The following is a 20,232-nucleotide window of genomic DNA, read 5'->3' on the forward strand; positions in this document are numbered from 1 at the left end:
GTAGAAAATGCATATAGATCTTCGTCAGCTGCGCCACTACATCGCCCTTGTCGAACACCGCAGCTTTGTCGCCGCGGCGGCGGCGGTGAACCTGTCGCAATCGGCCTTCAGCCGCAGCATTCAGACCCTGGAGCACAACGTTGGCTGCCGCCTGGTCGACCGCGCCAGCAAGGAGCTGGCGCCGACTCGGCAAGGCTTGCTGGTGCTGGAGCACTCACGGCGGTTGGTGCATGGCGCACACAACCTGGTCAACGAGATCAACCAGTTCAACGGCGCGACCACTGGGGTGGTGCGCTTCGGCTCAGGGCCTGCGCCGGCGGGCGGCTTGGTGCCGCGCGCGGTGGCGCGTTTCGTCAGTGAATTTCCGGCGGCGCGCACCTGTTTCCAGGTGGATAACTGGCAGGCGTTGAACCGCAAGTTGATTGCCGAGGAGATCGAGTTCTTCGTGGCCGACACCCGCCAGTTCGAGGCTGATCCGGATTACCGCGTGCACAAGCTGACGCCGCAGCGCTGGCACTTCTGCTGCCGCGCCGGACATCCGTTGACCGAGCAAGCCGAGGTACGTGCGCGAGATCTGTTCGATTACCCCCTGGCGACCACCTTCCGCCCGCCGAATATCCGCAAGATCCTCAGCGACCTCAGCGGTCGCCAGGATTTTCTGCCTAGCGTGGAATGCGAGCATGGCTATGCGCTGCTCAATGTGGTGCTGCACTCGGACACCATCGGCATCGCCTGTAGTGCCAACTTGCGGCCGTATCAGGGTGAGCGAGGGTTGATGGCGCTGCAGTTGGTGGACCTGACGGCGGAGCAGGAGCAAGAGTGCTACACCCGCTACGGGGTGGTAAGCCGGGTCGGGTATGGCTTGTCGCCGTTGGCGCAGGGGTTGGTCAGGCAGTTGATTGCCTGTGATGCGCAAGCCTGAATGCTGCTTAGGGTTCGTGCTGCCTAAGCTTCGTAGGAGCGGGATAAGCTTCGTAGGAGCGGGCTTGCCCCGCGATAGCAGTGGTGAATTCACCATCGCTATCGCGGGGTAAGCCCTCTCCTACGTTGCATCAGCCCTTGCGCGTAGTCCGGCTCAACTGCCCATCAACCCCCACCGGCACCTCCCCTGCCAAGGTCACCCGGCGCACGATCCGCGGCTGGGTCCCATAGTCATCCACCGCATAATGCTGGGTGGCGCGGTTATCCCAGATCGCCACATCGCCCGCCTGCCAGCGCCAGCGCACGGTGTTCTCCAGGCGCGTCACATGGCCCTGCAACACGGCAAACAAATGCTGCGAATCAGCCAGCGAATAGCCCTTGATACGCTTGACGAAATGCCCCAGCTGCAACGCCCGCTCGCCACTGATCGGGTGCACCCGCACCACCGGATGCTCGGTCTCGTAGACGGTCGAGGTGAACACCTTGCGATAACGCTCAAGCTTGGCGGGATCAACGTCGGGCTTGAGGCTGGCGTAGTCATACTCGTTGCTGTGCACCGCCCACAATTTGTCCGCCAGCTCGCGCAGCGCCTCCGGCAACTCGCGATATGCCGCTGCCGTGTTGGCCCAAACCGTATCGCCGCCTGAGGTCGGCGCCACCACGCTGCGCAGGATCGAGGCCTTGGGGTAGGCATCGACAAAGGTCACATCGGTGTGCCAGGAGTTGGCCCGCTGCCCTTCGGCACCATCGAGCTGCAACAAGTAACTGGTGCCATCGACCACGGGCACCGTGGGATGGGCGACCGGCTCGCCGAGCAGCTTGGCGAAGCCTTCCTGGCTCTGGTCATCCAGATGGGTCTGCTCACGGAAGAAGATCACCTTGTGCTCGACCAGTGCGGCCTGAATGGCCTCGACGGTCGCTGCATCGAGGTCGGCGGCAAGCTTGACCCCGCGTATCTCGGCGCCGATGCGGCCGGCAATCGGCTGGATGTCGAGCTCAACGGTGTGCGGCGCGGTGGCCAGTGCGGCATTGCTCATTGCGGTGGTCCTCACGGTCAAATGAAGGGGGCTTTGCGGTTATCAGCGAGCGGCCTGGGTGGCCTGTTGTGCTTGCAGCGCAGCATCGAGGAAGCGCGGCTCGATCCAATCAGAAACCTGGAAGCTGCGACGGATCAGGCGTTCCTTGGCCGCCAGGTCGACGCCCTGTTGCAGCAGGCCGACGAATTCGGCGTCCAGCCGCGGATCGAAGTAGTGCGCGAGGTTCTCCTGGGCCAGGTCGCCTTCGAGGATCACCTTGGGATAGTTGGCGGTGCTCGCCACCAGATCGACGTAGGCCTGGCGGTTGTTCTCATCGCGCAGCCACTCGGTGGCCTGCTGCTGAGCCTTGACCAGGCGGGCGGTCAGCTCAGGGTGCTGGCGAATGAATTCGCCGGTGCCAAGCAGCACCGCCTGGGTGCTGCCAGCGCCCTTGAGGTCGCGCGAGTTGACCGGCAGTTCGACCAAGCCGCGATCGCGCAGCGAGAGCAGGTTGGACAGCCCCCAAGTGGCGTCGATCTGCTTGGCAGCAATGGCGGCATTGGCGGCGTTGAAGTCCAGGTTGATGACCTTCAGATCGCGCTCCGACAGCCCTTGGCTGGCCAAGGCACTGGCAAATGACAGTTGGTTGGCCGTGCCGCGAAATACCGCCACCCGCTTGCCCTTGAGGTCTTGCAGGGTCTTGATCCCGGAGCCTGGCACCACGCCCAGGTAGCTTTTCACCCCGCGCACCCCGGCCGACAGCACGCGGGTATCCAGGCCATTGGCCTTGCCGATGATCGCCGCCAGATCGCCCAGGTAGGCGAAGTCCGCCTGGCCGTTGGCCAGGGCTTCGTTGATCACCGGGCCTGCGCCCTTGAAGAAGCGCCAATCGATCTGGATGCCGTCCTTGGCAAACTCTTTCTCCAGCAGTTGCTGGCTGCGCAGCACGTCCACCACCCCGCCCGCGCTGGGCTTGCTGCCAGCGCTCAAGTCGGGCACGGCAATGCGGATGGTGTCGACCTCGGCGGCCTGCGCGTTCAGCGCAAAGGCGCTGAGCACGCCAGCCAGCAGGGTGGGGGCGAAACGACTGAGCAAGTGACGCAGTGGGCTTTTCATGGCAAGGCTCCTTGGCAGGCTGCCACCGGCGAGGGCCGGCGCTTTGGCCAGAAGCTAGGCGGGTCTGCTTAGTACCAACAAAGATCAAATCTTCATTTTTTAGTAACTGAAAGATATAAATGAGGCGCTGCGCGGGCCGCAGCCCGGCTTGCGTGAAACGCATGGAAAATATGAGGAAAACGCAACGCCGATAGGCTTCCCCATGCATGAAACGCATGTTCTTATCTCTTGAAGTACATTAATGGAGATTTTTTATTCCATAAATGAATAATCTAACAACGCTTCGAGAGATGCCCGATGAGCGAACTGCTGACCTCGGGGCCTGCCTTGCCGGCCCTGCCGAGATGGCGAATTGGCGCCGAGCGCCTACTGCCCTGGCTGCTGCCTTTGGCGCTGGCCGCATTGTGGGTGAGCGCCAGCCACTTGCACTGGATGAGCGAACAGATTCTGCCGGCGCCGACGCTGGTCTGGCAGAGCGCACTGGACTTCGGTACCGGTGAGCTCTGGAGCCACCTGTGGATAAGTGTGCAACGCCTGGCCTGGGGGCTGCTCGCGGGGATTACTGGCGGGCTGTTGCTGGGCACCTGGCTGGGCGCCTCGCGACGAGCGCAAACGCTGGTGCTGCCAACATTCGTGGCGTTGGCGCAGATCCCCACGCTGGCCTGGATTCCGTTGTTCATGCTGTTTTTCGGCATCGGCGAGCTGCTCAAGCTGGTGGTGCTGATCAAGGCCATCGTGGTGCCAGTAACCCTGCATACCCTGGTCGGCGTGCGCGACGCCCAACCGAAGCTACGCGAAGCGGCCGCAACCCTGCGTCTGCCGCGTCACTTGGTGTTCCGGCGTCTGCTGCTGCCAGCCGCCCTGCCCTTGTTCCTGGCGGGCGTGCGCCTGGCCCTGGCGACGGGCTGGACCTCACTGCTGGCGGTCGAGCTATTGGCCTCAAGCGAGGGCATCGGCTACCTGATGGTCTGGGGCCGACAGCTGTTCATGCTCGATCTGGTATTGCTCTGCATCCTGTTGATCGGTCTGGTCGGGGCGTGCATGGATCGCGGCTTCAGCAGCCTTGAGCGACGCCTGCTGTACTGGCCGCAACCGGCCACCGGCGAGCAACGCCGCAGCATCGTGCCGCGAGCCTGGCAAGGCTTGCTGCTACCGCTGGCGCTATTGGCACTGTGGCAGGCGAGCAGCAGTTTCGGCTGGGTCGACGACAACATCCTCACCTCGCCCCTAGGCGTGCTGCACAGTCTGAAAGCTGGCGTGGCAGACGGCTCGCTGCTTGAAGCCCTGCGCCTGAGCCTGCAACGCACCCTGGCCGGCCTGCTGATTGGCGGCGGCGCAGGCTTTTTGCTGGGGGTGCTGCTGGGGCTGTCGAACAGGTCCGAACGTCTACTCGGGCCGAGCCTTTCGGCGCTGCGCCAAGTGGCGATCTTTGCCTGGGTGCCGCTGCTGACCGCCTGGTTTGGCCTGGGCGAAGGGGCCAAGTTGGTGTTCGTCGGCCTGGCGGCATTCTTCCCGCTGTTCATCGCCACCCAACGTGGCATCGCCAGCCTGTCGCCGCAGCTGGGCGAAGCCGCCCGCGCGCTGCGCCTGGACCTGCCGCACCGCCTGCGCTTGCTGGTCCTGCCCGGCGCCGCCCCAGCGATTTTCGCCGGCCTGCGCCTGTCGCTGATCTATGCCTGGCTGGGCACCATTGGTGCGGAATACTTCATGCCCTCGGACGGCGGCATCGCTAGCCTGATGCTCGGCGCGCAACAGCTTTTCCGCATGGACCAGGTGATGGCCGCGATGGTCCTGATCGGCCTGGTCGGCGCCCTGCTGGGCAACCTTGGACAACGCCTCGAATCGCGCGCCACGCGCTGGAGAACCGCATGAACGCCTTTATCAATGCCGCTTTGCACGCCGCCAACCAGGCTGACGCCACGCCCCCGCTGGTGAGCTTCGAGCAGGTCAGCAAGACCTTCACCGTCGACGGCCAGGCATTGGAGGCCATCCGTAATTTCGACCTATCGATCAACCAAGGCGAGTTCATCGCCATCGTCGGCGCCTCGGGGTGCGGCAAGTCGACCCTGCTGCGCTTGCTGGTGGGGCTGGATACCGACTACAGCGGCAGCATCCGCGTCGATGGCCAGCCGGTACACGGCATTGGTGGCGAACGCGGCATCGTGTTCCAAGAGCATCGGCTATTCCCTTGGTTGAATGTCGAGCAGAACATTGGCCTGGGCTTGGTCAACGAGAAGCTCACCCAGGGCGAGCGCGCGCGGCGCGTGCATGAATACGTGCAGTTGGTGGGTTTGGTCGGGTTTGAATCGGCCTATCCGCATCAGTTGTCGGGTGGCATGGCGCAGCGGGTGGCGATCGCCCGCGGCTTGGTCGCCAGCCCACGCATCCTGCTGCTGGACGAACCGTTCGGCGCGCTGGATGCATTGACCCGCCAGCAGTTGCAGGATGAGCTGCTGGCGATCCGCGAGCGCTCAGGGATTACCACCCTGCTGGTGACGCACGATGCCGAAGAGGCGACTTATCTGGCGGATCGGGTGGTGGTGCTAGAGCCACGACCTGGGCGGATCAAGGCGGTAGTGGAAGTCGACATCGCCCACCCGCGCCAGCGCACCGGAGTCGCGTTGCATGGGTTACGCGAGAAGGTCCTGCACCAGATTACCGGAGATGGCGGCTATCTGAAGCCGCCAGCGCAGCGGGTGGAAGGTCTGCGCCCAGAACTGATCGCACTTTGAGTTCACTGGCCTTATCGCGGGGCAAGCCCGCTCCCACGCATGGCCGTACTGCGTGGGAGCGGGCTTGCCCCGCGATGAGGCCAGCGGCTTCAACCCAGCTCCCGAAGATACTGCCAGGGGTAGATCCCGCGCTCATGGCCATCGCTGAACACCAACTGCACGCCATACCCCTGCACCTCGATCCGCTCAACCCGAACATCATCGCGCACCGCCAAAATGCCCCCGCGCAATTTGCTTGCCCGGCATTGCGAGCAGGGGCACGCTCCCCTGAGCCGCACATGGCTGATCACTTGCAGCGCATCTGCCCATTGCACCGCCAACTCGCCCTGCCCGCGCACATTACGTAACCCGCTCGGCGCGTTCATCACGCCGCCCCCTGCAATTGCGCCAGGGCAATGCGCACCGCTTTGCGCACTTCCGGATCACTGTCAGCCTCGGCATTGCGCAACGCCGGCAGCGCGGCGCTATCGCCCAATTCACCCAAGGCCAATGCGGCCTCCTTGCGCAAGTTGGCGATGCCGTGGCCGAGCAGCTCGGCCAGCCCTTGCAGGGCCTGGCGGAAACGCAGGCGCCCCAGCGAGCGTGCCGCGCGCAGGCGTACCTGCCAATAATCATCGGCCAAGGCCTCGACCAATGCCGGGCCGGCCTGGGCATGGCCGACCTTGCCCAAGGTGGTGGCGGCTTCTTCACGCACCTGCCAGGCCTCGTCGCGCAATGCCGCAGTCAGCGCGGGCAACACGCTGCTATCCCGGGCCAGGCCCAACGCCCCAATGGCTGCGCGGCGCACCTCGGTGTCCGGCTCCTGCGCGGCGAGCCCGGCCAACGCTGGCAAGGCCGGCTCATGCTTGAGCCAGCCAAGAATTCCCACGGCCTCGCGACGCACCGCGGCGTCCGCATCTTGCAGCGCCAGCAGCGCCGGGCCTGCGGCGTCTTCCAGGCGCAGTTCGCGCAGGGCACGCAACGCACTGGCGCGCACAAAGGCATCGGCCTGGTTCACCCAAGGCAAGATCAGCAAGCCCGCTTCCAGGCTCTTCAACTCACTGAGGCTTTGCGCGGCGGCCAGGCGCACCGGCTCGGCGCTGTCGGCCAGCGCAGCACACAGTGCTTGCACCACATCTGGCTGTTCCCAGGCTTCGAGCAAACGCGCCGCCTCGGTACGTACCTCGGTCGAGGAGTCGACCAGCAGCGCATCAGTCAGCCACGGCAAGCCCTCGGGCTCTTCCAGATCGGCCAAGTCGATCAGGGCGATGCGCCGCACGGCCGCGTCGTCGGCGTTCAAACGCGGGAGCAGTTCGGCAATATCGGGGTGGTCTGTAGTTCGTTCAGTCATAGCGCGATCCGTAGCGGTGGAGGGTCAGTGTCGGGTAGGCCAAGTGGCGTCAGGCGCGGCAGTTCGCGGCCTTCCTCGTGGCGCAGCAAGGCCAGGCAGTGACGCTTGAGATGGGTGAACTGCGCGCTGGTCAGCAAGCTGGCGCGGCGTGGGCGAGGAAAACTCAGGCGCAGGTCTTCGATGAAACGACCTGGGCGTGGGCTCATCACCAACACCCGGTCAGCCAGGAACAGCGCCTCGTCGATGTCATGGGTGACGAACACCACGGTGGTGCGGATGCGCGTCCAGATATCCAGCAGCAACTCTTGCATGCGTGAGCGGGTTTGCGCGTCGAGGGCGCCGAAGGGTTCGTCCATCAGCAGCAGGCGCGGGCGATTGATCAGCACCCGGGCAATTTCGGCGCGCTGCTGCATACCGCCAGAGAGCTGGCTTGGCCAGCGTTCAGCGAAGTCGGCCAGGCCCACCAGCTGGAGCATTTCGCTGGCGCGTCGATGCCGCTCAGGCTTGCCCTGGCCCTGCATCTTGAGGCCGAAGGCCACATTGTCGAGCACGCTGCGCCACGGCAGCAGGGTGTGATGCTGGAAGACCATGCCGCGCTCCGGCGATGGCCCCGCGACTGGCGCACCATCGACCTCGAGCACGCCCGAGCTGGGCAACAGATGACCGGCCAAAGCCCCCAACAGGGTGGACTTGCCACAACCCGATGGCCCCAGGATGCAGACGAACTCGCCCGGCGCGATGGTGAAGTCCAGCGCCTGTACCGCCTCGAACGCTTGACTGCCCTGCCCCAGACGTATCGACACGCCGCGCGCTTCGATACGGCCAGGCTCGGGTGCCTGTTGATAACTGCTCATCATGCGCCCCTCCGCAGCCGATACCAGGGCGTGGCCAGCGCGCCGAGGCGTTTGACCAGGGCACTGCTGCCCATGCCCAGCACGCCGATCAACAGCATGCCGACGATGATGTCCGGGTAGTTCTGCAAGGTGTAGGACTCCCAGGTGTAGTAGCCGATGCCAAACTGCCCGGCGATCATCTCGGCAGTGACCAGGCAGAACCACGAGGTGCCCATGCCGATGGCCAGGCCAGTGACGATACTCGGCAGCGCACCCGGCAAGATCACCTCGCGCAGAATCGCGTAGCGCCCGGCACCCAGGCTGCGCGCCGAGGCGACCAGCCGCGGGTCGACCGCCTCGACGCCATGCACGGTGTTGAGCAGGATCGGGAACAGCGCGCCGGTAAAGGTGATGAACACCATCGACAGCTCAGACGATGGAAACATCAGGATCGCCAGTGGAATCCACGCCACCGCCGGGATCGGCCGCAGCACCTCCAGGGGGGGCAGCAGGGTGTCTTCGGCCCACTTCGAGCGGCCGATCACCAGCCCCAGGGACACGCCCAGCACAGCCGCGACCAGGTAGCCGGAAAACACCCGCGACAGACTGCTGGTCAGGTGCGCGAGCAACGAACTGGAGGTCAGTAGTTGCCAGGCCGCATCGAGCACCGCCTTGGGGGTCGGCACATAGGTGAAGGTGAACAGGCCCAGGTTTAGCTTGCTGCTCGCGGCCAGGTGCCAGAACAGCAGGCAGGTCAGCAGCGAGGCCAGTCGCACAGGCCAGCGCGTGAAGGTGCTTGTCATGAAAATTCTCCCAGGTTGGCCCCGCCCGCTGCCGGGTCGGGGCCGGCCGATCAGCGCTGGGCGACCAGCTTCTGGTTGGCGCTGACAAAGTCCAGCGCCTCGCCACCGTGGGCCTTGGCGAACTGCTCGGCCTGATCCTTGAGCAGGAAGGCTGCCAGTTCGCCCTTGCCGTTACGCACGAACCAGGCCTGGTTGGCCAACAGCTTGATACCGCTGTCAGCGGCCTGGGCGTAGATCGCGCGGATGTCCTTGCCCTCCTGCTCCAGCTGCGCCAAGGCGCTGAGCGCTGCCTCAGGCGAGGCGTAGTGGCGCACTTTGTCTTCGCCGCGCACCCAGATCTGCGCCAGGCGGCTGAAGTCGGTGATCGGCTTGCCGGTCAGGGCGTCATTGGCCTTGAGCGGCAGTGGCTGGTAGTGCTTGAGCGCCTGCTCGTAGTCCAGCCCGGCCTGCTTGAAGGCGGCGCGAATGTACTGGTCATCGATGAACTGCGCGGTGTCCAGGCCACGGTCGGTTTTCTTCAATAGCTTGAGGGTGTCGATCGACGTAGCCACCGCCTGGCGGTATTCAGGCTTCCAGGTCAGGTCGCGGGTCTGCAGGCCGAGCGGGCCGTGGAACAGGTAATTGACCTCGGCTTCGATGCCGGTGACCTTCTCGATCAGCTCGCTGTACTTCTCTGGCTCGGCGGCGATCAGGCGATCGGCCTCAAGGCTGGCGCGCAGGTAGGCGGTGACCACCTCGGGGTATTTCTTCGCGTAGTCGGCATCGACCAGCGCGCCATGGAAGGTCGGCGCATTGGCCTGCGAGCCATCGAAGATCTTGCGGGCGAAGCCGCGATTGGGGAACAGCTCGGCGAACGGCACGAAGTCGGCATGCGCTTCGATGCGGTTGCTGCGCAAGGCCGAACCGGCAATCTCTGGCGCCTGGGCGATGATCCGCACATCTTTCTGTGGGTCCCAGCCTTGGGCGGCGACGGCGCGCAACAGCATGCCGTGGGCGGTCGAGGCGAATGGCACCGAGATGGTCTTGCCCTTGAGCTCAGCCAGCGACTGCACGCCTGAGGCTGCCGGCACCACGATGCCGTTGCCACTGCCGTGTACGCTACCGGACAGCACACTGATAAACAGGCTGCGCTTGCCAGCATCGAGGTGGGCGACGCCGTTGAACGAGCCGGGGAAGTCGGCCATGGCGCCGAAGTCCAGTTTGCCGGCGACCATCTCGTTGGTCAGTGGCGCGCCGCTGGTGAAGTTCTTCCACTCGATCTGGTACTGGGCGTCCTTGTACTTGCCATCGTGTGGCAGGTATTTGTCCAACAGGCCCAGCTCGCGGATCAGCAGGCCGCCGGTGGCGCAGTTGATGGTGGTGTCCTGGGTGCCGATGGCGACGCGGATGGTTTCGGCGTGGGCATTCAGGCCAGCGATTGCCAGCGCGAGGCCGGCCACGGTTGCTACAAGGCGCATGGGTGTTTCCCCTCGAATCGTTTTAGGTATTTGAGTCGTCTCCGCCGCCCTGACTGGGTGGTGGGAAACGAGGGGCACAGCAGGTGGGCGTCCGGTGGTTCGCCGGATGGCAGGTGTTTCAGCGCAGCAGGTACGGGATATCGACCTTCACGGCGCCGGTCGGGCAGTCCTTTTCGCAGGGCATGCAGTACCAGCATTCGTCGAAGGCCATGTAGACTTTCTGCGTGGCCGGGTTGATGGCCAGCAGGTCCATGGGGCACACCTCGACGCAGACGGTGCAGCCTTTTTCGGCGATGCACTTGTCTTCGTCGATGGTCACCGGGGCGCTGCTGCGAAAGAAAATTTCCTGGGGTTGATAGGCCATTTCACGGGGTCCTTGGGGCCTTTGGCCCTCGTTCTGTCAGTGGCATCGCAATCGCGGGGCAAGCCCGCTCCCACGCTAGATCCCAGGCGTGGGAGCGGGCTTGCCCCGCGATCAGGCGGCATCGGCCTTTACACGCAGCCGGTCGTACGCGGTCTGTTCGTCGGCATCCAGGGCAATCAGGTACGGCTCGACCGCTTTCTTGAAACTGGTCATCTCACCGTCCTCGCCCTTCTTGAGGTGGCAATGGCAGAACCACTCGCCATCGTTGCGCTCGGGGAAGTCGACCCGATGGTGGTACAGCCCCCAGCGGCTTTCCTCGCGGAACAGCGAGGCGCGTGCGGCCATTTCGGCGCAGTCGCGAATCACCGTGACCTCCATCGCCCGCATCAGCTCATGGGGGTTGCTGGCCTTCATCTGCGCAAGGTCGCGTTCGATCTCGGCGAAGCGCGCCAGGCCGATCTCCATCTTTTTCGTTACTTTGGGCGGCTGCAGGTAGTCGTTGACCATGCGCCGCAGCTTGTACTCGACCTGCGCTGGCGGCAGACCGTGCTCACGCTGCAGCGGCGCGAACACCCGCGCCCGCTCGCGCTCGACCTGCTCGACATCGACCTCGGCAAATTCCCGTCCGGCCACGTACTGCGCGGCATTGACCCCGGCGAACCAGCCATAGGTGAAGGCGCCGAGCATATAGTTGTGCGGCACCGCAGCCATGTCGCCCGCCGCGTACAGGCCCTTGACGCTGGTCTGGGCCTTCTCGTCGACCCACACGCCCGAGGCCGAATGCCCGGAGCAGAAGCCGATCTCGGAAATGTGCATCTCGACCATGTGCTGGCGGTAGTCGGTACCACGATTGGCGTGGAACTGGCCGCGACTGGGGCGCTCGTTGCTGTGCAGGATCTCTTCGATGTTCTGGATGGTTTCCTCGGCCAGGTGATCGAGCTTGAGGAACACCGGGCCATTACCGCCCTCCAGCTCCTGATGAAACTCCCACATCATCTGCCCGCTCCAGTAGTCGCACTCGATGAAGCGTTCGCCCTTGCTGTTGGCGGTGTAGCCACCCAAGGGGCCAGTGACGTAGGCGCAGGCCGGGCCGTTGTAGTCCTTGATCAGCGGGTTGATCTGGAAGCACTCAAGGTTGGCCAGTTCAGCTCCTGCGTGATAGGCCATGGCGTAGCCGTCACCGGCATTGGTCGGGTTCTCGTAAGTGCCCATCAAGTAACCCGACGAAGGCAGGCCCAGGCGGCCGGCGGCGCCGCAGGCAAGAATGACGGCCTTGGCGCGGACGACCTTGAACTCACCGCTACGGCAGTCGAATCCAAGGACTCCGGCAGCGGCGCCCTGGCCATCGAGCAGTACCCGCGTGCAGACCATGCGATTGCTGATCTCGATCCGCGCACGCTTGAGCTGGCGGTACAACACCTTCTTGATGTCGTGGCCCTCGGGCATCGGCAGCACGTAGGCGCCCATGTGGTGCACCTTCTTCACCGCATAGTCGCCAGTCTCGTCCTTCTCGAACTTCACGCCCCAGCGGTCGAGCTGCTCGATGGTGGCGAAACTGTGAGTGGCATAGGCGTGCACTGCGGTCTGGTTGACGATGCCATCGTTGGCGACGGTGATCTCCTTGGTGTACTGCTCGGGCGTGGCGTGGCCGGGAATAATGGCGTTGTTCAGGCCATCCATGCCCATGCTGATGGCGCCGCTGCGCTTGACGTTGGCCTTGTCCAGCAGCAGGACGCGCAGACTTTTGTCGTGCTCCTTGGCCTTGATCGCCGCCATCGGGCCGGCGGTGCCGCCGCCGATGACGATAATGTCGTAGTCCTGGGTCTCGATACTCATGCCTTGCCCCCCTTCTGGCGGTCGATGCGCAGGCGATACTGGAAGGCATCGCCGCGGTAGTAGAGGTGTTCGAAGTCCAGCGGCGTGCCGTCGGCGGCGTGGGTCAGACGCTCGATACGCATGATCGGCGCGCCCTCCTCGACCTCCAGTGCCTGGGTCAGGTCGCTATCTGCCAGCACCGCGTCAATGGCCAGATCGGCGTGGCCAAGCGGGATGCCGCAGTCGTTCTCCAGCACCAGGAAGATGTCGCGGGTGACCAGGTCGGCTTTTTCCAGCTTTTCACCGACCGCCTTGGGCAGCCAGGTCAGCTCCAGCGACACCGGCTCGCGGTTGATCAGGCGCACGCGGCGGATCTCGGTGACTAGCTCTCCCTCCTCAACCTGCAACCGCGCTGCCACCAGCGCACTGGCTGGCACGTGACGGAAACTGCGCAGGCGGTTGATCACTTCGTAGCCCATCTGCGTCATCGACTCGGCCAAACCCTGCAAGGTACTGACGTTCTGGAACGCCTTGGGCTTGGCGACGAAGGTGCCCTTGCCGTGGATCTTGAAGATCAGCCCTTCCTTTTGCAGATCGCCCAGCGCCTGGCGCACAGTGATGCGGCTGACATCGAAGGCCTTGCCCAGCTCGTTTTCCGAGGGCATGCGGCTGTGCGGTGGGTAGCTGCCGTCGAGAATGCGCTCGCGCAGCAGTTCCTTGAGCTGGGTGTAGAGCGGTACCGGGGACAGGGGGAGCAATTGGGCCATGGTTCTCTTCGCTGATCGGTGACTTGTTATAACAAGTTGTGACCAGAGAATAGCGAGCATAAGAATGGCTAGGGAAATACTGATATCGAATATGGATATTGCTGACAGGCAAGGAGCGCCCCCGGTGCGAGCGGCCTAAAGATGCACAGGGAAAAACACCACAGATCAAGGCGATGGACGTCATTCCCCAAGATGGGTATCATTGCGCCGCGTTGCACTCGTAGCTCAGCTGGATAGAGTACTGCCCTCCGAAGGCAGGGGTCGTGGGTTCGAATCCCGCCGAGTGCGCCATATCTTGAAAAGCCCTGGGACTTGTCCCGGGGCTTTTTTGTTTGTGCGCCGCGTCGCGTTTCTGGTACTCCCGTGCCGCTGTCCTTTGATGTTAGCGTGAGCAGCTTCCCGTTCATCCGAGCGGGTACCTCCTTTCATGCATCAGCAAAGGAATGCGCTTACCCATGCACCTGAAAAAAATCTCTGCCCTGACCCTGTTGCTGGCCAGCATCGGCCTGTTCACCACGCAGGCCCAAGCCAATCTTTCCCAGCAGCAATCGGCCGCCATCCTCAAAGCCTACGACGGCAGCGACCCGGCCGACTTCAAGCAATTTATCGGCAAGCTGGCCAGCAGCGACCTGGCCAAGGCCGACAACCTGGGTGACACCCTCAAGGCCTACCTGGCCGGCAAGCCGCTGGCCGCCGAACAGCACAACGAGATCAACCGCCTGCTCGGCCTGTATACCCGCATCAAGTACGGCAAGGCCGCCACTGACAACCTGCGCGAGCTGGTCGCGATCCCGACTTTTCAGGTCGAAGGCGTAGCCCAGCATGACAATCCGCAATTTCACAAGATCGCCGACAAGATCAAAGCCTTGGCCGAGAGCTTCGGCCTGACGTTCCGCAACATCGACAACCGGGTCTACGAGATCACGCTCGGAGAAGGCAAGGAAGTGGTCGGCATTCATGCCCACGCCGACGTGGTGCCGGTCAATCCAGACAACTGGAAGCTCGACGACGGCACTCACCTTGACCCGTTCAAAGTCACCCTGGTGGGTGATCGCATGTACGGCCGCGGCACTGAGGATGACAAGAACGGCATCATCGTTGCGCTGTACGCCATGAAAGTCGCCAAGGACGAGAAGCTGCCGCTGGCTCGCCAATTGAAGCTGCTGGTCGATACCACCGAGGAAACCACCGGTGAGGCCATCCCCTATTACTTCGAACGCAACCCGGTGCCGGACTACAACCTGGCACTGGACGGCGGCTACCCGGTGGTCATCGCCGAGAAAGGCTCCGGCGCGGTAATGGCCACCTTCCCCCGCCGCGCAGCCAGCGGCCAAGGTGCCGAGCTCACCAGCCTGACGGGTGGCCTGGCCAACAACCAGATCCCCACCACTTCGGTGGTGACCCTGATTGGCGACAACCCTGCCGATCTCGCCGCTCGCCTGAACAAAGCCGGTGCGCAGTTCGTGAAGGATAACGGCGCTAACTTCAGCATCGAGGCGAAAGTCGAAGGCAAGCAAGTGCTGCTGACCAGCAAAGGCGTCTCGGCGCACTCTTCCGAGCCTGAGTCCGGGGTCAATCCGGTCGCGCGCATGCTGGTGTTCATCAACGGGCTGGGTGAGCAAGTGCCGCTCAAGCACAACCACATCACCGACGCAGCCCGCTACGCCGCCGACAATTGGGGGCTGGACTACACCGGCAAGAAGCTGGGCATTGGCTTTGAAGATTCATTCATGGGCCCGCTGACGGCCTCGCCGACCTTCGTTGGCCTGGATGACAAAGCCCTGAAATTGGCGGTCAACCTGCGCGTCCCTAAAGGCAAGTCGGTCGACACGCTCAAGGCCGAACTGACCGACAAGCTCGGTGCTTGGGTCAAGGCCAGCGCTGTGGCAGTGTCCTTCGACACCAACCTCGACCAGCCGATGTACCGCAATCCTGAAGGCGAATGGGTCAAGGCCCTGCTCGCAGTAGCCAGCGAGAACCTCGGCATGCCTCATGAGTTCGGCACTTCTGCCGGCGCCACTTCGGTGCATGACCTGCCAAATGGCGTGCAGTTTGGTTTGGCCATGCCCAACGTGAAATACACCGGGCACAACGACAACGAGTTCAAGACTGTGGAGCAATTCATGCTGGACTTGCAGATCGTCAGCGAGATGGTCGCGCGGATTGGGCAGATGCCAAAACTTTGAGGTTTAGCTCAATGGTTGAACAAGGCGCTACGGCGCCTTTTTCCAAGGCCTGCGCTATAGCCAGAGAAATCTTGGCGCCAGCATTTCGCCATAATCGAAATATTTGGTAATCTCTGCGCCGCTTGCGCGCTCAGCCCGGCTCTTCGCAAGGCCTGGCCGCCTGACAGTTAGAAAATTTTTCAACCGGTGCCCAGCGGACATTGAAGTCCTTGGCATCGGGTTTCGACACAGGACGCGTTCGAAAGACGCCACAAAAGGATTTGCAATGGCAATGGTATTTTGCCGCGGCTGCGCCAAGCAGCTGCACGAAACGGCACCCGCCTGCCCCCAATGTGGCGCCCCCCAATTCGCTGTCACACCGCCTGCCCAGAGCATCGGCGGCGAGTCGTCGTGGATGGCCGTCACCGCGCTGATCCTCGGCATCCTCTGCTTGCTCTCCCTGTTCGATGACGCCGAATGGGACGCCGATACCCTGCTCGGTCTGGGCCTGTTCGCCTCGATCGGCCTGGTCAGCGGCATTGTCAGTATCTGCCAGAAAAAACCCGGCAACGGCATGGCCGTCGCCGGCCTCGTCATGACGACGTTCTCATTGCTCTGCTTTATCGGACTATCAGTTAATTAATCGTGAGGGAAAACAAATGAGCATGGTGTTCTGCCGTGGTTGCGCCAAACAAATTCACCAGTCGGCACTGAGCTGCCCAGGTTGCGGCGCCACCCAGACCACAACCTACACGGGCACGATCGGCAATGGCGCGACCGCGACCACGAGCGTGGCCAGTGGTAATGCCTACATCGAAGTGATGAAGAAGTACGCCGTATTCAAGGGCCGTGCGCGCCGCAAGGAATACTGGATGTTCATCCTGCTCAACATGCTGGTGGCCTTCGTGGTCGGTTTTGTCGACGGCCTGATCGGTACAGCGCCGGCGCTGGGCGGTCTCTATAACCTGGCCGTGCTGCTGCCGAGCATCGCCGTTGCCGTGCGTCGCCTGCACGACAGTGACCGCAGCGGCTGGTGGCTGCTGGTGCCGATCGTCAACCTGGTGTTCCTGATCCAGGACGGCACCCAGGGCAGCAACCGCTTTGGTCCGAGCCCGAAAGGCATCGTCTGAGGCGGCAGGTGTACATGGATCATGGGAGGGCGGCCTGCGGGCTAATGCTGTTCACATAAGGCCTAGTCAGCTTTGGGGCTGCTCTGCAGCCCTTCGCGGGCAAGCCCGCTCCCACAGGTCCGGCGCCGACCGTTATAGCGGCGCTGTTCCTGTGGGAGCGGGCTTGCCCGCGAAGGGCCGCAAAGCGGCGGCCCCAACAAGTTACGGACACAAGCCAGGCTCATGACGTTTTTCAATCAGGTCCATGCCGTTTTCCGCGTTGCCGTGCAGAGCGTCGTCGCCGATGCTTTAGTTACCTGAAGACCAGCATTCCCCACCCACCGAGGCCTGTATGAAGAACGTCGAAGAACTCCTCAAAACCAAGTCCCAACATCAGACCGTCTACACCATTGGGCCTGATCTCTCGGTGCTCGAAGCCCTGAAGCTGTTGGCGGAGAAAAACATCGGCGCCTTACCGGTGGTAGAAAACGACCAGGTGGTGGGGATCGTCAGTGAGCGTGACTATGCGCGCAAGCTGGTACTCAAAGGCCGCTCATCCGCCGCTACCCCAGTCAGCGAAATCATGACCCGAGATGTGCTCACGGTCGATCCGAGCAAGAGCCTGGATCATTGCATGAACCTGATGACCGACCGTCACCTGCGCCATCTACCCGTGGTCAAGGACGGCAAGCTGCTCGGCCTGCTGTCGATCGGCGACCTGGTCAAGGAAACCATCGCCGAGCAGGCCAGCCTGATCCGCCAACTGGAGCAGTACATTCGCGGCGAATGATCAGTGATAGGCGCTCTCCAGCTCGTCCAGTTGATGGTCGAAGCTGCGCAGGCGCGCCGACCAGGTGTACACCAGCACTTCCAGATCGCGGTTGAGCAGCGCAGTGCCGCCCCGGCTGTTATCCGGGGTATCGCACAAATCCAACTGGTAGCGCTCGCGGGCCATCGCCGTGGCCACGCTGGAAAGGTCGCGGGCAAAGGCCAGCCAGTGATGGTGCGGGTCGTGGGTCTCGCGGTCGAGTTCACGGCATTGGCACTTGAGGGCGTCCAGGCTCTGTTCCAGCGGCGTGCCCTTGAGCTCGCCCATGACTTCTTCGAAGGTGCGCCCCGAATGCCAGTAGCTGCCCCAGAAATAGCGGTCGAAGACCGTCTCGACCCGGCGTAGCGCGACCTTGGTGTTCCAGATGGTCACCAACGTTCGCCCTTGGCTCACTTCGCGCTTGTTCAAGTGCAGTTGCTGCCAGGCGATCCACGCCAGACCGCAGAGCGCCACCGCCGCAGTCACCGCCGCAGCGGCGTACATGAACTGCACCGCCTGGTTCATCTGGTGGGTGTGCCGGATACCGTAGAAGTAGCCGGCGGTCAGGGTGCCCAGGATCGTCACGGTGCACCAGAAGCCTGGTGCGTAGGGATCTTTCATCGCGCTATCCCCTTATTGTTTTACCTGAGCATAGCAACGACCAAATCACCCATCAGGTGCCGCTCGGCGCTTTATTTTCGCGGGCGACGCAAGGCCTCGTTGAGTTGATCGAACGGCACCGCCCAATCGGCATCTTCGATGATGCTTTCCTTGAGGAACGCGCGCTGGGAGTCGGTCCAGAACGGCGCATCGACCAGCTTGATGTCGTTCTTCAGCGGCGAATGCGCGGTGATGAACTGATCGATGCTCTTGGCATCGTCCGCCAGCCCTAGTTGCTTGAACAGATCGGAAAACGGATGGTTCGGTGCTTCCATGGGTTCCTCCTTGGCCGGGAAGGTCGTCCACGACGCCCGCCCGGCACTGGGTTGAGATTCATCAGCAGAGCTCGCGCACTTCGGCCTGCGGGACCAGCTTGAGATACTGCTCCATACTCATGTGGATCAGGTGATCGTGATCACCTGCCTCAAGGTAGACATCGCCTTGGCGGGTCAAGGTCGGGTCGAGCAGCATTTTTATGTCATAGGCATCGCCCAACGCCGGAACAGCACCGCGTTCGCAATCACCGAACAGGGTCGGCAGGCCGCTTTCGCGGGTCAGTTGCCAGGCGCCGGTCATGCGCACCTTGCTCATGTCCAGGTGCCGGTTGGCCGGCAGCACCGCCATGATGTAGTTGCCGTGGCGGTCGTCGAGCAGCACCGACTTGGCGACTCGCTCGGCCGGTACGCCTGCGGTGCGCGCCGACTCCAGGCTGGTCGCGGAATGTGGATGGGGAACAATGTCATAGTCGCAGTTTGCCTGGTCCAGGCGCTGCTGCAGGGTCTTGGCCATACGCATGATGCACCTCCGGTTTCGCCCCCACCTGTAGGAGCGGCGTTGTGCCGCGATTGGGCAGCAAAGCCGCCCGAGCGCCTGCGCATGAACAGCGCTGGCCTCGCCCCCTCTCCAAGTTTAGGCCCTGCCTCGAAGGGCACGACTAAACTTCACTGATAGAGACACTCGAGGTGACGACAGGTGATCGCTCGCTGCTGGCGCTGTTTGCTGTTGTTAGTGCTGCTCGGCGTAGCCACGGGTGGCCACGCTGCGGCTGGCGGCAGCATCTGGATGCTGGATATCGATGACGCGATCGGCCCGGCCAGCGCCGATTACCTGGTACGCGGCCTGGACCAGGCGCAGCAACAAGGCGCCCAGCTTGTGGTGATCCGCATGGACACACCAGGCGGCCTGGACAGTTCCATGCGTCAGATCATCAAGGCCATCCTCGCCAGCCCCGTACCCGTCGCCACGTTCGTCGCCCCAGGTGGCGCTCGCGCTGCCAGTGCCGGCACCTACATCCTCTATGCCAGCCACGTGGCAGCGATGGCGCCGGGGACCAACCTGGGCGCCGCCACCCCTGTGCACATCGGTATGCCCGGCAAACAGCCAGGCGAGACCAAGGACGACCAAACCGATACGCCAGACGATCAGGACACCCTCGCCCGCAAGCAGGTCAACGACGCTGCTGCCTACATCCGCGGCCTGGCCCAGTTACGTGGACGCAACGCCGACTGGGCGGAAAAGGCGGTACGCGAGGCGGTCAGCCTGTCGGCCAATGAGGCGCTGCGCCTGAAGGTCATCGACCAGATGGCCAACGATGTGCCCGACCTGCTGCGGCAACTGGACGGCAAGACCCTGCAAGCCGCCGGCGAGCCGCGCCAGCTGCAAACCAATGACGCGCCGCTGGTCGAGCACCTGCCGGACTGGCGCACCCGTCTGCTGGCAGTGATCACCAACCCTAGCGTGGCGCTGATCCTGATCATGATCGGCATCTACGGCCTGCTGTTCGAATTCATGAGCCCCGGCACTGGTGTGGGGGGCGTGATCGGCGGCATCAGCCTGCTGCTGGCGCTGTACGCCCTGCAGCTGCTACCGGTGAGCTATGCCGGGGTGGCGCTGATCATGCTCGGGCTGGCGTTCATGATCGCCGAGGCGTTCTTGCCCAGCTTTGGCGTTGTGGGCTTTGGCGGCATCGTCGCGTTCGTGGTCGGCGCGGTAATCCTGATGGACACCGACGCCCCTGGCTACGGCATTCCGCTGCCGTTGATCGTCACCTTGGCGGTAGCCTCGGCGCTGTTGCTCGGTGGCGTGCTGGGGATGGCCATGCGGGCACGACGACGGGCGCTGGTCAGCGGCGATGCCGGCTTGGTCGGCAGCCTGGTGACAGTGACCCAGGTCACGGCGGACAACCCGTTCTGCGGCTCGGTACAGGCCCAGGGCGAACAATGGCAAGTGCAATGCGCGACGCCACTGCAGCCCGGCCAGTCGGTACGGGTGATCGCCCGCCACGGCGTGCGGCTTGAGGTCAGCGCCACTGCGCCCACGGCGCAAGGAGAATGACG

General features: G+C 63.4%; 21 protein-coding genes and 1 tRNA gene. 9 read left to right on the forward strand and 13 right to left on the reverse strand.

From position 1 onward, the window contains the following. The first annotated feature begins 7 nt into the window (after nucleotides 1–7). The gene (locus tag HU737_RS21545) at nucleotides 8–922 is read left to right on the forward strand and encodes a LysR family transcriptional regulator (RefSeq protein WP_186552908.1); all 915 of its coding nucleotides are present in this window, start codon (nucleotides 8–10) and stop codon (nucleotides 920–922) included. 130 nt (nucleotides 923–1,052) lie between these two features. On the opposite strand, the gene HU737_RS21550 is transcribed toward HU737_RS21545, so the two are convergent. Then, on the reverse strand, nucleotides 1,053–1,958 hold the full coding sequence (locus HU737_RS21550) for a TauD/TfdA dioxygenase family protein (RefSeq protein WP_186552909.1): 906 nt from the start codon (nucleotides 1,956–1,958) through the stop codon (nucleotides 1,053–1,055). Nucleotides 1,959–2,000: 42 nt separating this feature from the next. Next, a complete protein-coding gene (locus HU737_RS21555) occupies nucleotides 2,001–3,053 on the reverse strand; it encodes an ABC transporter substrate-binding protein (RefSeq protein WP_186552910.1) in 1,053 nt (350 codons plus the stop codon). A gap of 297 nt (nucleotides 3,054–3,350) precedes the next feature. Between HU737_RS21555 and HU737_RS21560 the strand changes: the two genes are divergently transcribed. Together HU737_RS21560 and HU737_RS21565 are read left to right on the forward strand one after the other, a co-directional pair. Continuing rightward, nucleotides 3,351–4,925: an ABC transporter permease gene (locus tag HU737_RS21560; protein ID WP_186552911.1), complete on the forward strand. Its 1,575-nt coding sequence runs from the start codon at nucleotides 3,351–3,353 to the stop codon at nucleotides 4,923–4,925. After that, a complete protein-coding gene (locus tag HU737_RS21565; protein WP_186552912.1) occupies nucleotides 4,922–5,785 on the forward strand; it encodes an ABC transporter ATP-binding protein in 864 nt (287 codons plus the stop codon). The genes HU737_RS21560 and HU737_RS21565 overlap by 4 nt, the downstream gene beginning before the upstream one ends. An 89-nt stretch (nucleotides 5,786–5,874) precedes the next feature. Here HU737_RS21565 and HU737_RS21570 read toward each other — a convergent pair whose 3' ends face one another. The 8 genes from HU737_RS21570 to HU737_RS21605 all read right to left on the reverse strand — a co-directional run bounded on the left by HU737_RS21570 (nucleotide 5,875) and on the right by HU737_RS21605 (nucleotide 13,154). Further along, nucleotides 5,875–6,150, reverse strand: coding sequence for a DUF971 domain-containing protein (locus HU737_RS21570; RefSeq protein WP_186552913.1), 276 nt, complete (start codon nucleotides 6,148–6,150; stop codon nucleotides 5,875–5,877). Continuing rightward, nucleotides 6,150–7,115 (reverse strand): HEAT repeat domain-containing protein, encoded by a 966-nt coding sequence (locus HU737_RS21575; protein ID WP_186552914.1) that lies wholly within the window; start codon nucleotides 7,113–7,115, stop codon nucleotides 6,150–6,152. Before HU737_RS21575 ends, HU737_RS21570 begins: the two co-directional genes overlap by 1 nt. After that, on the reverse strand, nucleotides 7,112–7,969 hold the full coding sequence (locus HU737_RS21580; protein WP_186553224.1) for an ABC transporter ATP-binding protein: 858 nt from the start codon (nucleotides 7,967–7,969) through the stop codon (nucleotides 7,112–7,114). Before HU737_RS21580 ends, HU737_RS21575 begins: the two co-directional genes overlap by 4 nt. Beyond that, nucleotides 7,969–8,751, reverse strand: coding sequence for an ABC transporter permease (locus HU737_RS21585; RefSeq protein ID WP_186552915.1), 783 nt, complete (start codon nucleotides 8,749–8,751; stop codon nucleotides 7,969–7,971). Before HU737_RS21585 ends, HU737_RS21580 begins: the two co-directional genes overlap by 1 nt. A 50-nt stretch (nucleotides 8,752–8,801) precedes the next feature. Then, a complete protein-coding gene (locus tag HU737_RS21590) occupies nucleotides 8,802–10,208 on the reverse strand; it encodes an ABC transporter substrate-binding protein (RefSeq protein WP_186552916.1) in 1,407 nt (468 codons plus the stop codon). A gap of 118 nt (nucleotides 10,209–10,326) precedes the next feature. Continuing rightward, on the reverse strand, nucleotides 10,327–10,572 hold the full coding sequence (locus HU737_RS21595) for a 4Fe-4S dicluster domain-containing protein (RefSeq protein ID WP_186552917.1): 246 nt from the start codon (nucleotides 10,570–10,572) through the stop codon (nucleotides 10,327–10,329). 111 nt (nucleotides 10,573–10,683) lie between these two features. After that, nucleotides 10,684–12,408, reverse strand: coding sequence for a fumarate reductase/succinate dehydrogenase flavoprotein subunit (locus HU737_RS21600; RefSeq protein ID WP_186552918.1), 1,725 nt, complete (start codon nucleotides 12,406–12,408; stop codon nucleotides 10,684–10,686). Continuing rightward, complete coding sequence (locus HU737_RS21605; RefSeq protein ID WP_186552919.1) at nucleotides 12,405–13,154, reverse strand: GntR family transcriptional regulator; 750 nt, start codon at nucleotides 13,152–13,154, stop codon at nucleotides 12,405–12,407. Before HU737_RS21605 ends, HU737_RS21600 begins: the two co-directional genes overlap by 4 nt. 214 nt (nucleotides 13,155–13,368) lie before the next feature. Between HU737_RS21605 and HU737_RS21610 the strand changes: the two genes are divergently transcribed. The 5 genes from HU737_RS21610 (at nucleotide 13,369) to HU737_RS21630 (ending at nucleotide 17,218) form a co-directional block, all read left to right on the forward strand. Then, nucleotides 13,369–13,445: transfer RNA gene (locus HU737_RS21610), tRNA-Arg, on the forward strand. 164 nt (nucleotides 13,446–13,609) lie between these two features. Then, a complete protein-coding gene (locus tag HU737_RS21615; protein WP_186552920.1) occupies nucleotides 13,610–15,340 on the forward strand; it encodes a dipeptidase in 1,731 nt (576 codons plus the stop codon). A gap of 265 nt (nucleotides 15,341–15,605) precedes the next feature. Then, entirely contained in the window at nucleotides 15,606–15,962 is a 357-nt protein-coding gene (locus HU737_RS21620; protein ID WP_186552921.1) for a DUF4190 domain-containing protein, read from the forward strand. A gap of 22 nt (nucleotides 15,963–15,984) precedes the next feature. Next, entirely contained in the window at nucleotides 15,985–16,449 is a 465-nt protein-coding gene (locus tag HU737_RS21625) for a DUF805 domain-containing protein (protein ID WP_186553225.1), read from the forward strand. Between the two features lie 331 nt (nucleotides 16,450–16,780). Further along, the gene (locus HU737_RS21630) at nucleotides 16,781–17,218 is read left to right on the forward strand and encodes a CBS domain-containing protein (RefSeq protein WP_186552922.1); all 438 of its coding nucleotides are present in this window, start codon (nucleotides 16,781–16,783) and stop codon (nucleotides 17,216–17,218) included. On the opposite strand, the gene HU737_RS21635 is transcribed toward HU737_RS21630, so the two are convergent. From HU737_RS21635 to HU737_RS21645, 3 genes are all read right to left on the reverse strand, one after another. Next, nucleotides 17,219–17,857, reverse strand: a complete 639-nt coding sequence (locus tag HU737_RS21635; RefSeq protein ID WP_186552923.1) for an NADH:ubiquinone oxidoreductase subunit N — start codon at nucleotides 17,855–17,857, stop codon at nucleotides 17,219–17,221. Nucleotides 17,858–17,928: 71 nt separating this feature from the next. Then, nucleotides 17,929–18,171, reverse strand: a complete 243-nt coding sequence (locus tag HU737_RS21640) for a DUF2789 domain-containing protein (RefSeq protein ID WP_186552924.1) — start codon at nucleotides 18,169–18,171, stop codon at nucleotides 17,929–17,931. A gap of 61 nt (nucleotides 18,172–18,232) precedes the next feature. Further along, nucleotides 18,233–18,691: an aminoacyl-tRNA deacylase gene (locus HU737_RS21645; RefSeq protein ID WP_186552925.1), complete on the reverse strand. Its 459-nt coding sequence runs from the start codon at nucleotides 18,689–18,691 to the stop codon at nucleotides 18,233–18,235. A gap of 177 nt (nucleotides 18,692–18,868) precedes the next feature. On the opposite strand from HU737_RS21645, the gene HU737_RS21650 reads away from it, so the two are divergent. Beyond that, on the forward strand, nucleotides 18,869–20,230 hold the full coding sequence (locus HU737_RS21650; protein ID WP_186552926.1) for an NfeD family protein: 1,362 nt from the start codon (nucleotides 18,869–18,871) through the stop codon (nucleotides 20,228–20,230). The last annotated feature ends 2 nt before the right edge of the window (nucleotides 20,231–20,232 follow it).

It is taken from the genome of Pseudomonas urmiensis (assembly GCF_014268815.2).
In the GTDB taxonomy this organism is placed as follows: domain Bacteria; phylum Pseudomonadota; class Gammaproteobacteria; order Pseudomonadales; family Pseudomonadaceae; genus Aquipseudomonas; species Aquipseudomonas urmiensis.

Coding starts and splice junctions, on each gene's coding strand:
- HU737_RS21545 (WP_186552908.1), top strand. CDS start 8: ATGCATATAGATCTTCGTCAGCTGCGCCACTACATCGCCCTTGTCGAA.
- HU737_RS21580 (WP_186553224.1), bottom strand. CDS start 7,969: ATGAGCAGTTATCAACAGGCACCCGAGCCTGGCCGTATCGAAGCGCGC.
- HU737_RS21590 (WP_186552916.1), bottom strand. CDS start 10,208: ATGCGCCTTGTAGCAACCGTGGCCGGCCTCGCGCTGGCAATCGCTGGC.
- HU737_RS21600 (WP_186552918.1), bottom strand. CDS start 12,408: ATGAGTATCGAGACCCAGGACTACGACATTATCGTCATCGGCGGCGGC.
- HU737_RS21645 (WP_186552925.1), bottom strand. CDS start 18,691: ATGCGTATGGCCAAGACCCTGCAGCAGCGCCTGGACCAGGCAAACTGC.
- HU737_RS21635 (WP_186552923.1), bottom strand. CDS start 17,857: ATGAAAGATCCCTACGCACCAGGCTTCTGGTGCACCGTGACGATCCTG.
- HU737_RS21570 (WP_186552913.1), bottom strand. CDS start 6,150: ATGAACGCGCCGAGCGGGTTACGTAATGTGCGCGGGCAGGGCGAGTTG.
- HU737_RS21585 (WP_186552915.1), bottom strand. CDS start 8,751: ATGACAAGCACCTTCACGCGCTGGCCTGTGCGACTGGCCTCGCTGCTG.
- HU737_RS21605 (WP_186552919.1), bottom strand. CDS start 13,154: ATGGCCCAATTGCTCCCCCTGTCCCCGGTACCGCTCTACACCCAGCTC.
- HU737_RS21595 (WP_186552917.1), bottom strand. CDS start 10,572: ATGGCCTATCAACCCCAGGAAATTTTCTTTCGCAGCAGCGCCCCGGTG.
- HU737_RS21555 (WP_186552910.1), bottom strand. CDS start 3,053: ATGAAAAGCCCACTGCGTCACTTGCTCAGTCGTTTCGCCCCCACCCTG.
- HU737_RS21550 (WP_186552909.1), bottom strand. CDS start 1,958: ATGAGCAATGCCGCACTGGCCACCGCGCCGCACACCGTTGAGCTCGAC.
- HU737_RS21630 (WP_186552922.1), top strand. CDS start 16,781: ATGAAGAACGTCGAAGAACTCCTCAAAACCAAGTCCCAACATCAGACC.
- HU737_RS21565 (WP_186552912.1), top strand. CDS start 4,922: ATGAACGCCTTTATCAATGCCGCTTTGCACGCCGCCAACCAGGCTGAC.
- HU737_RS21620 (WP_186552921.1), top strand. CDS start 15,606: ATGGCAATGGTATTTTGCCGCGGCTGCGCCAAGCAGCTGCACGAAACG.
- HU737_RS21615 (WP_186552920.1), top strand. CDS start 13,610: ATGCACCTGAAAAAAATCTCTGCCCTGACCCTGTTGCTGGCCAGCATC.
- HU737_RS21575 (WP_186552914.1), bottom strand. CDS start 7,115: ATGACTGAACGAACTACAGACCACCCCGATATTGCCGAACTGCTCCCG.
- HU737_RS21625 (WP_186553225.1), top strand. CDS start 15,985: ATGGTGTTCTGCCGTGGTTGCGCCAAACAAATTCACCAGTCGGCACTG.
- HU737_RS21640 (WP_186552924.1), bottom strand. CDS start 18,171: ATGGAAGCACCGAACCATCCGTTTTCCGATCTGTTCAAGCAACTAGGG.
- HU737_RS21560 (WP_186552911.1), top strand. CDS start 3,351: ATGAGCGAACTGCTGACCTCGGGGCCTGCCTTGCCGGCCCTGCCGAGA.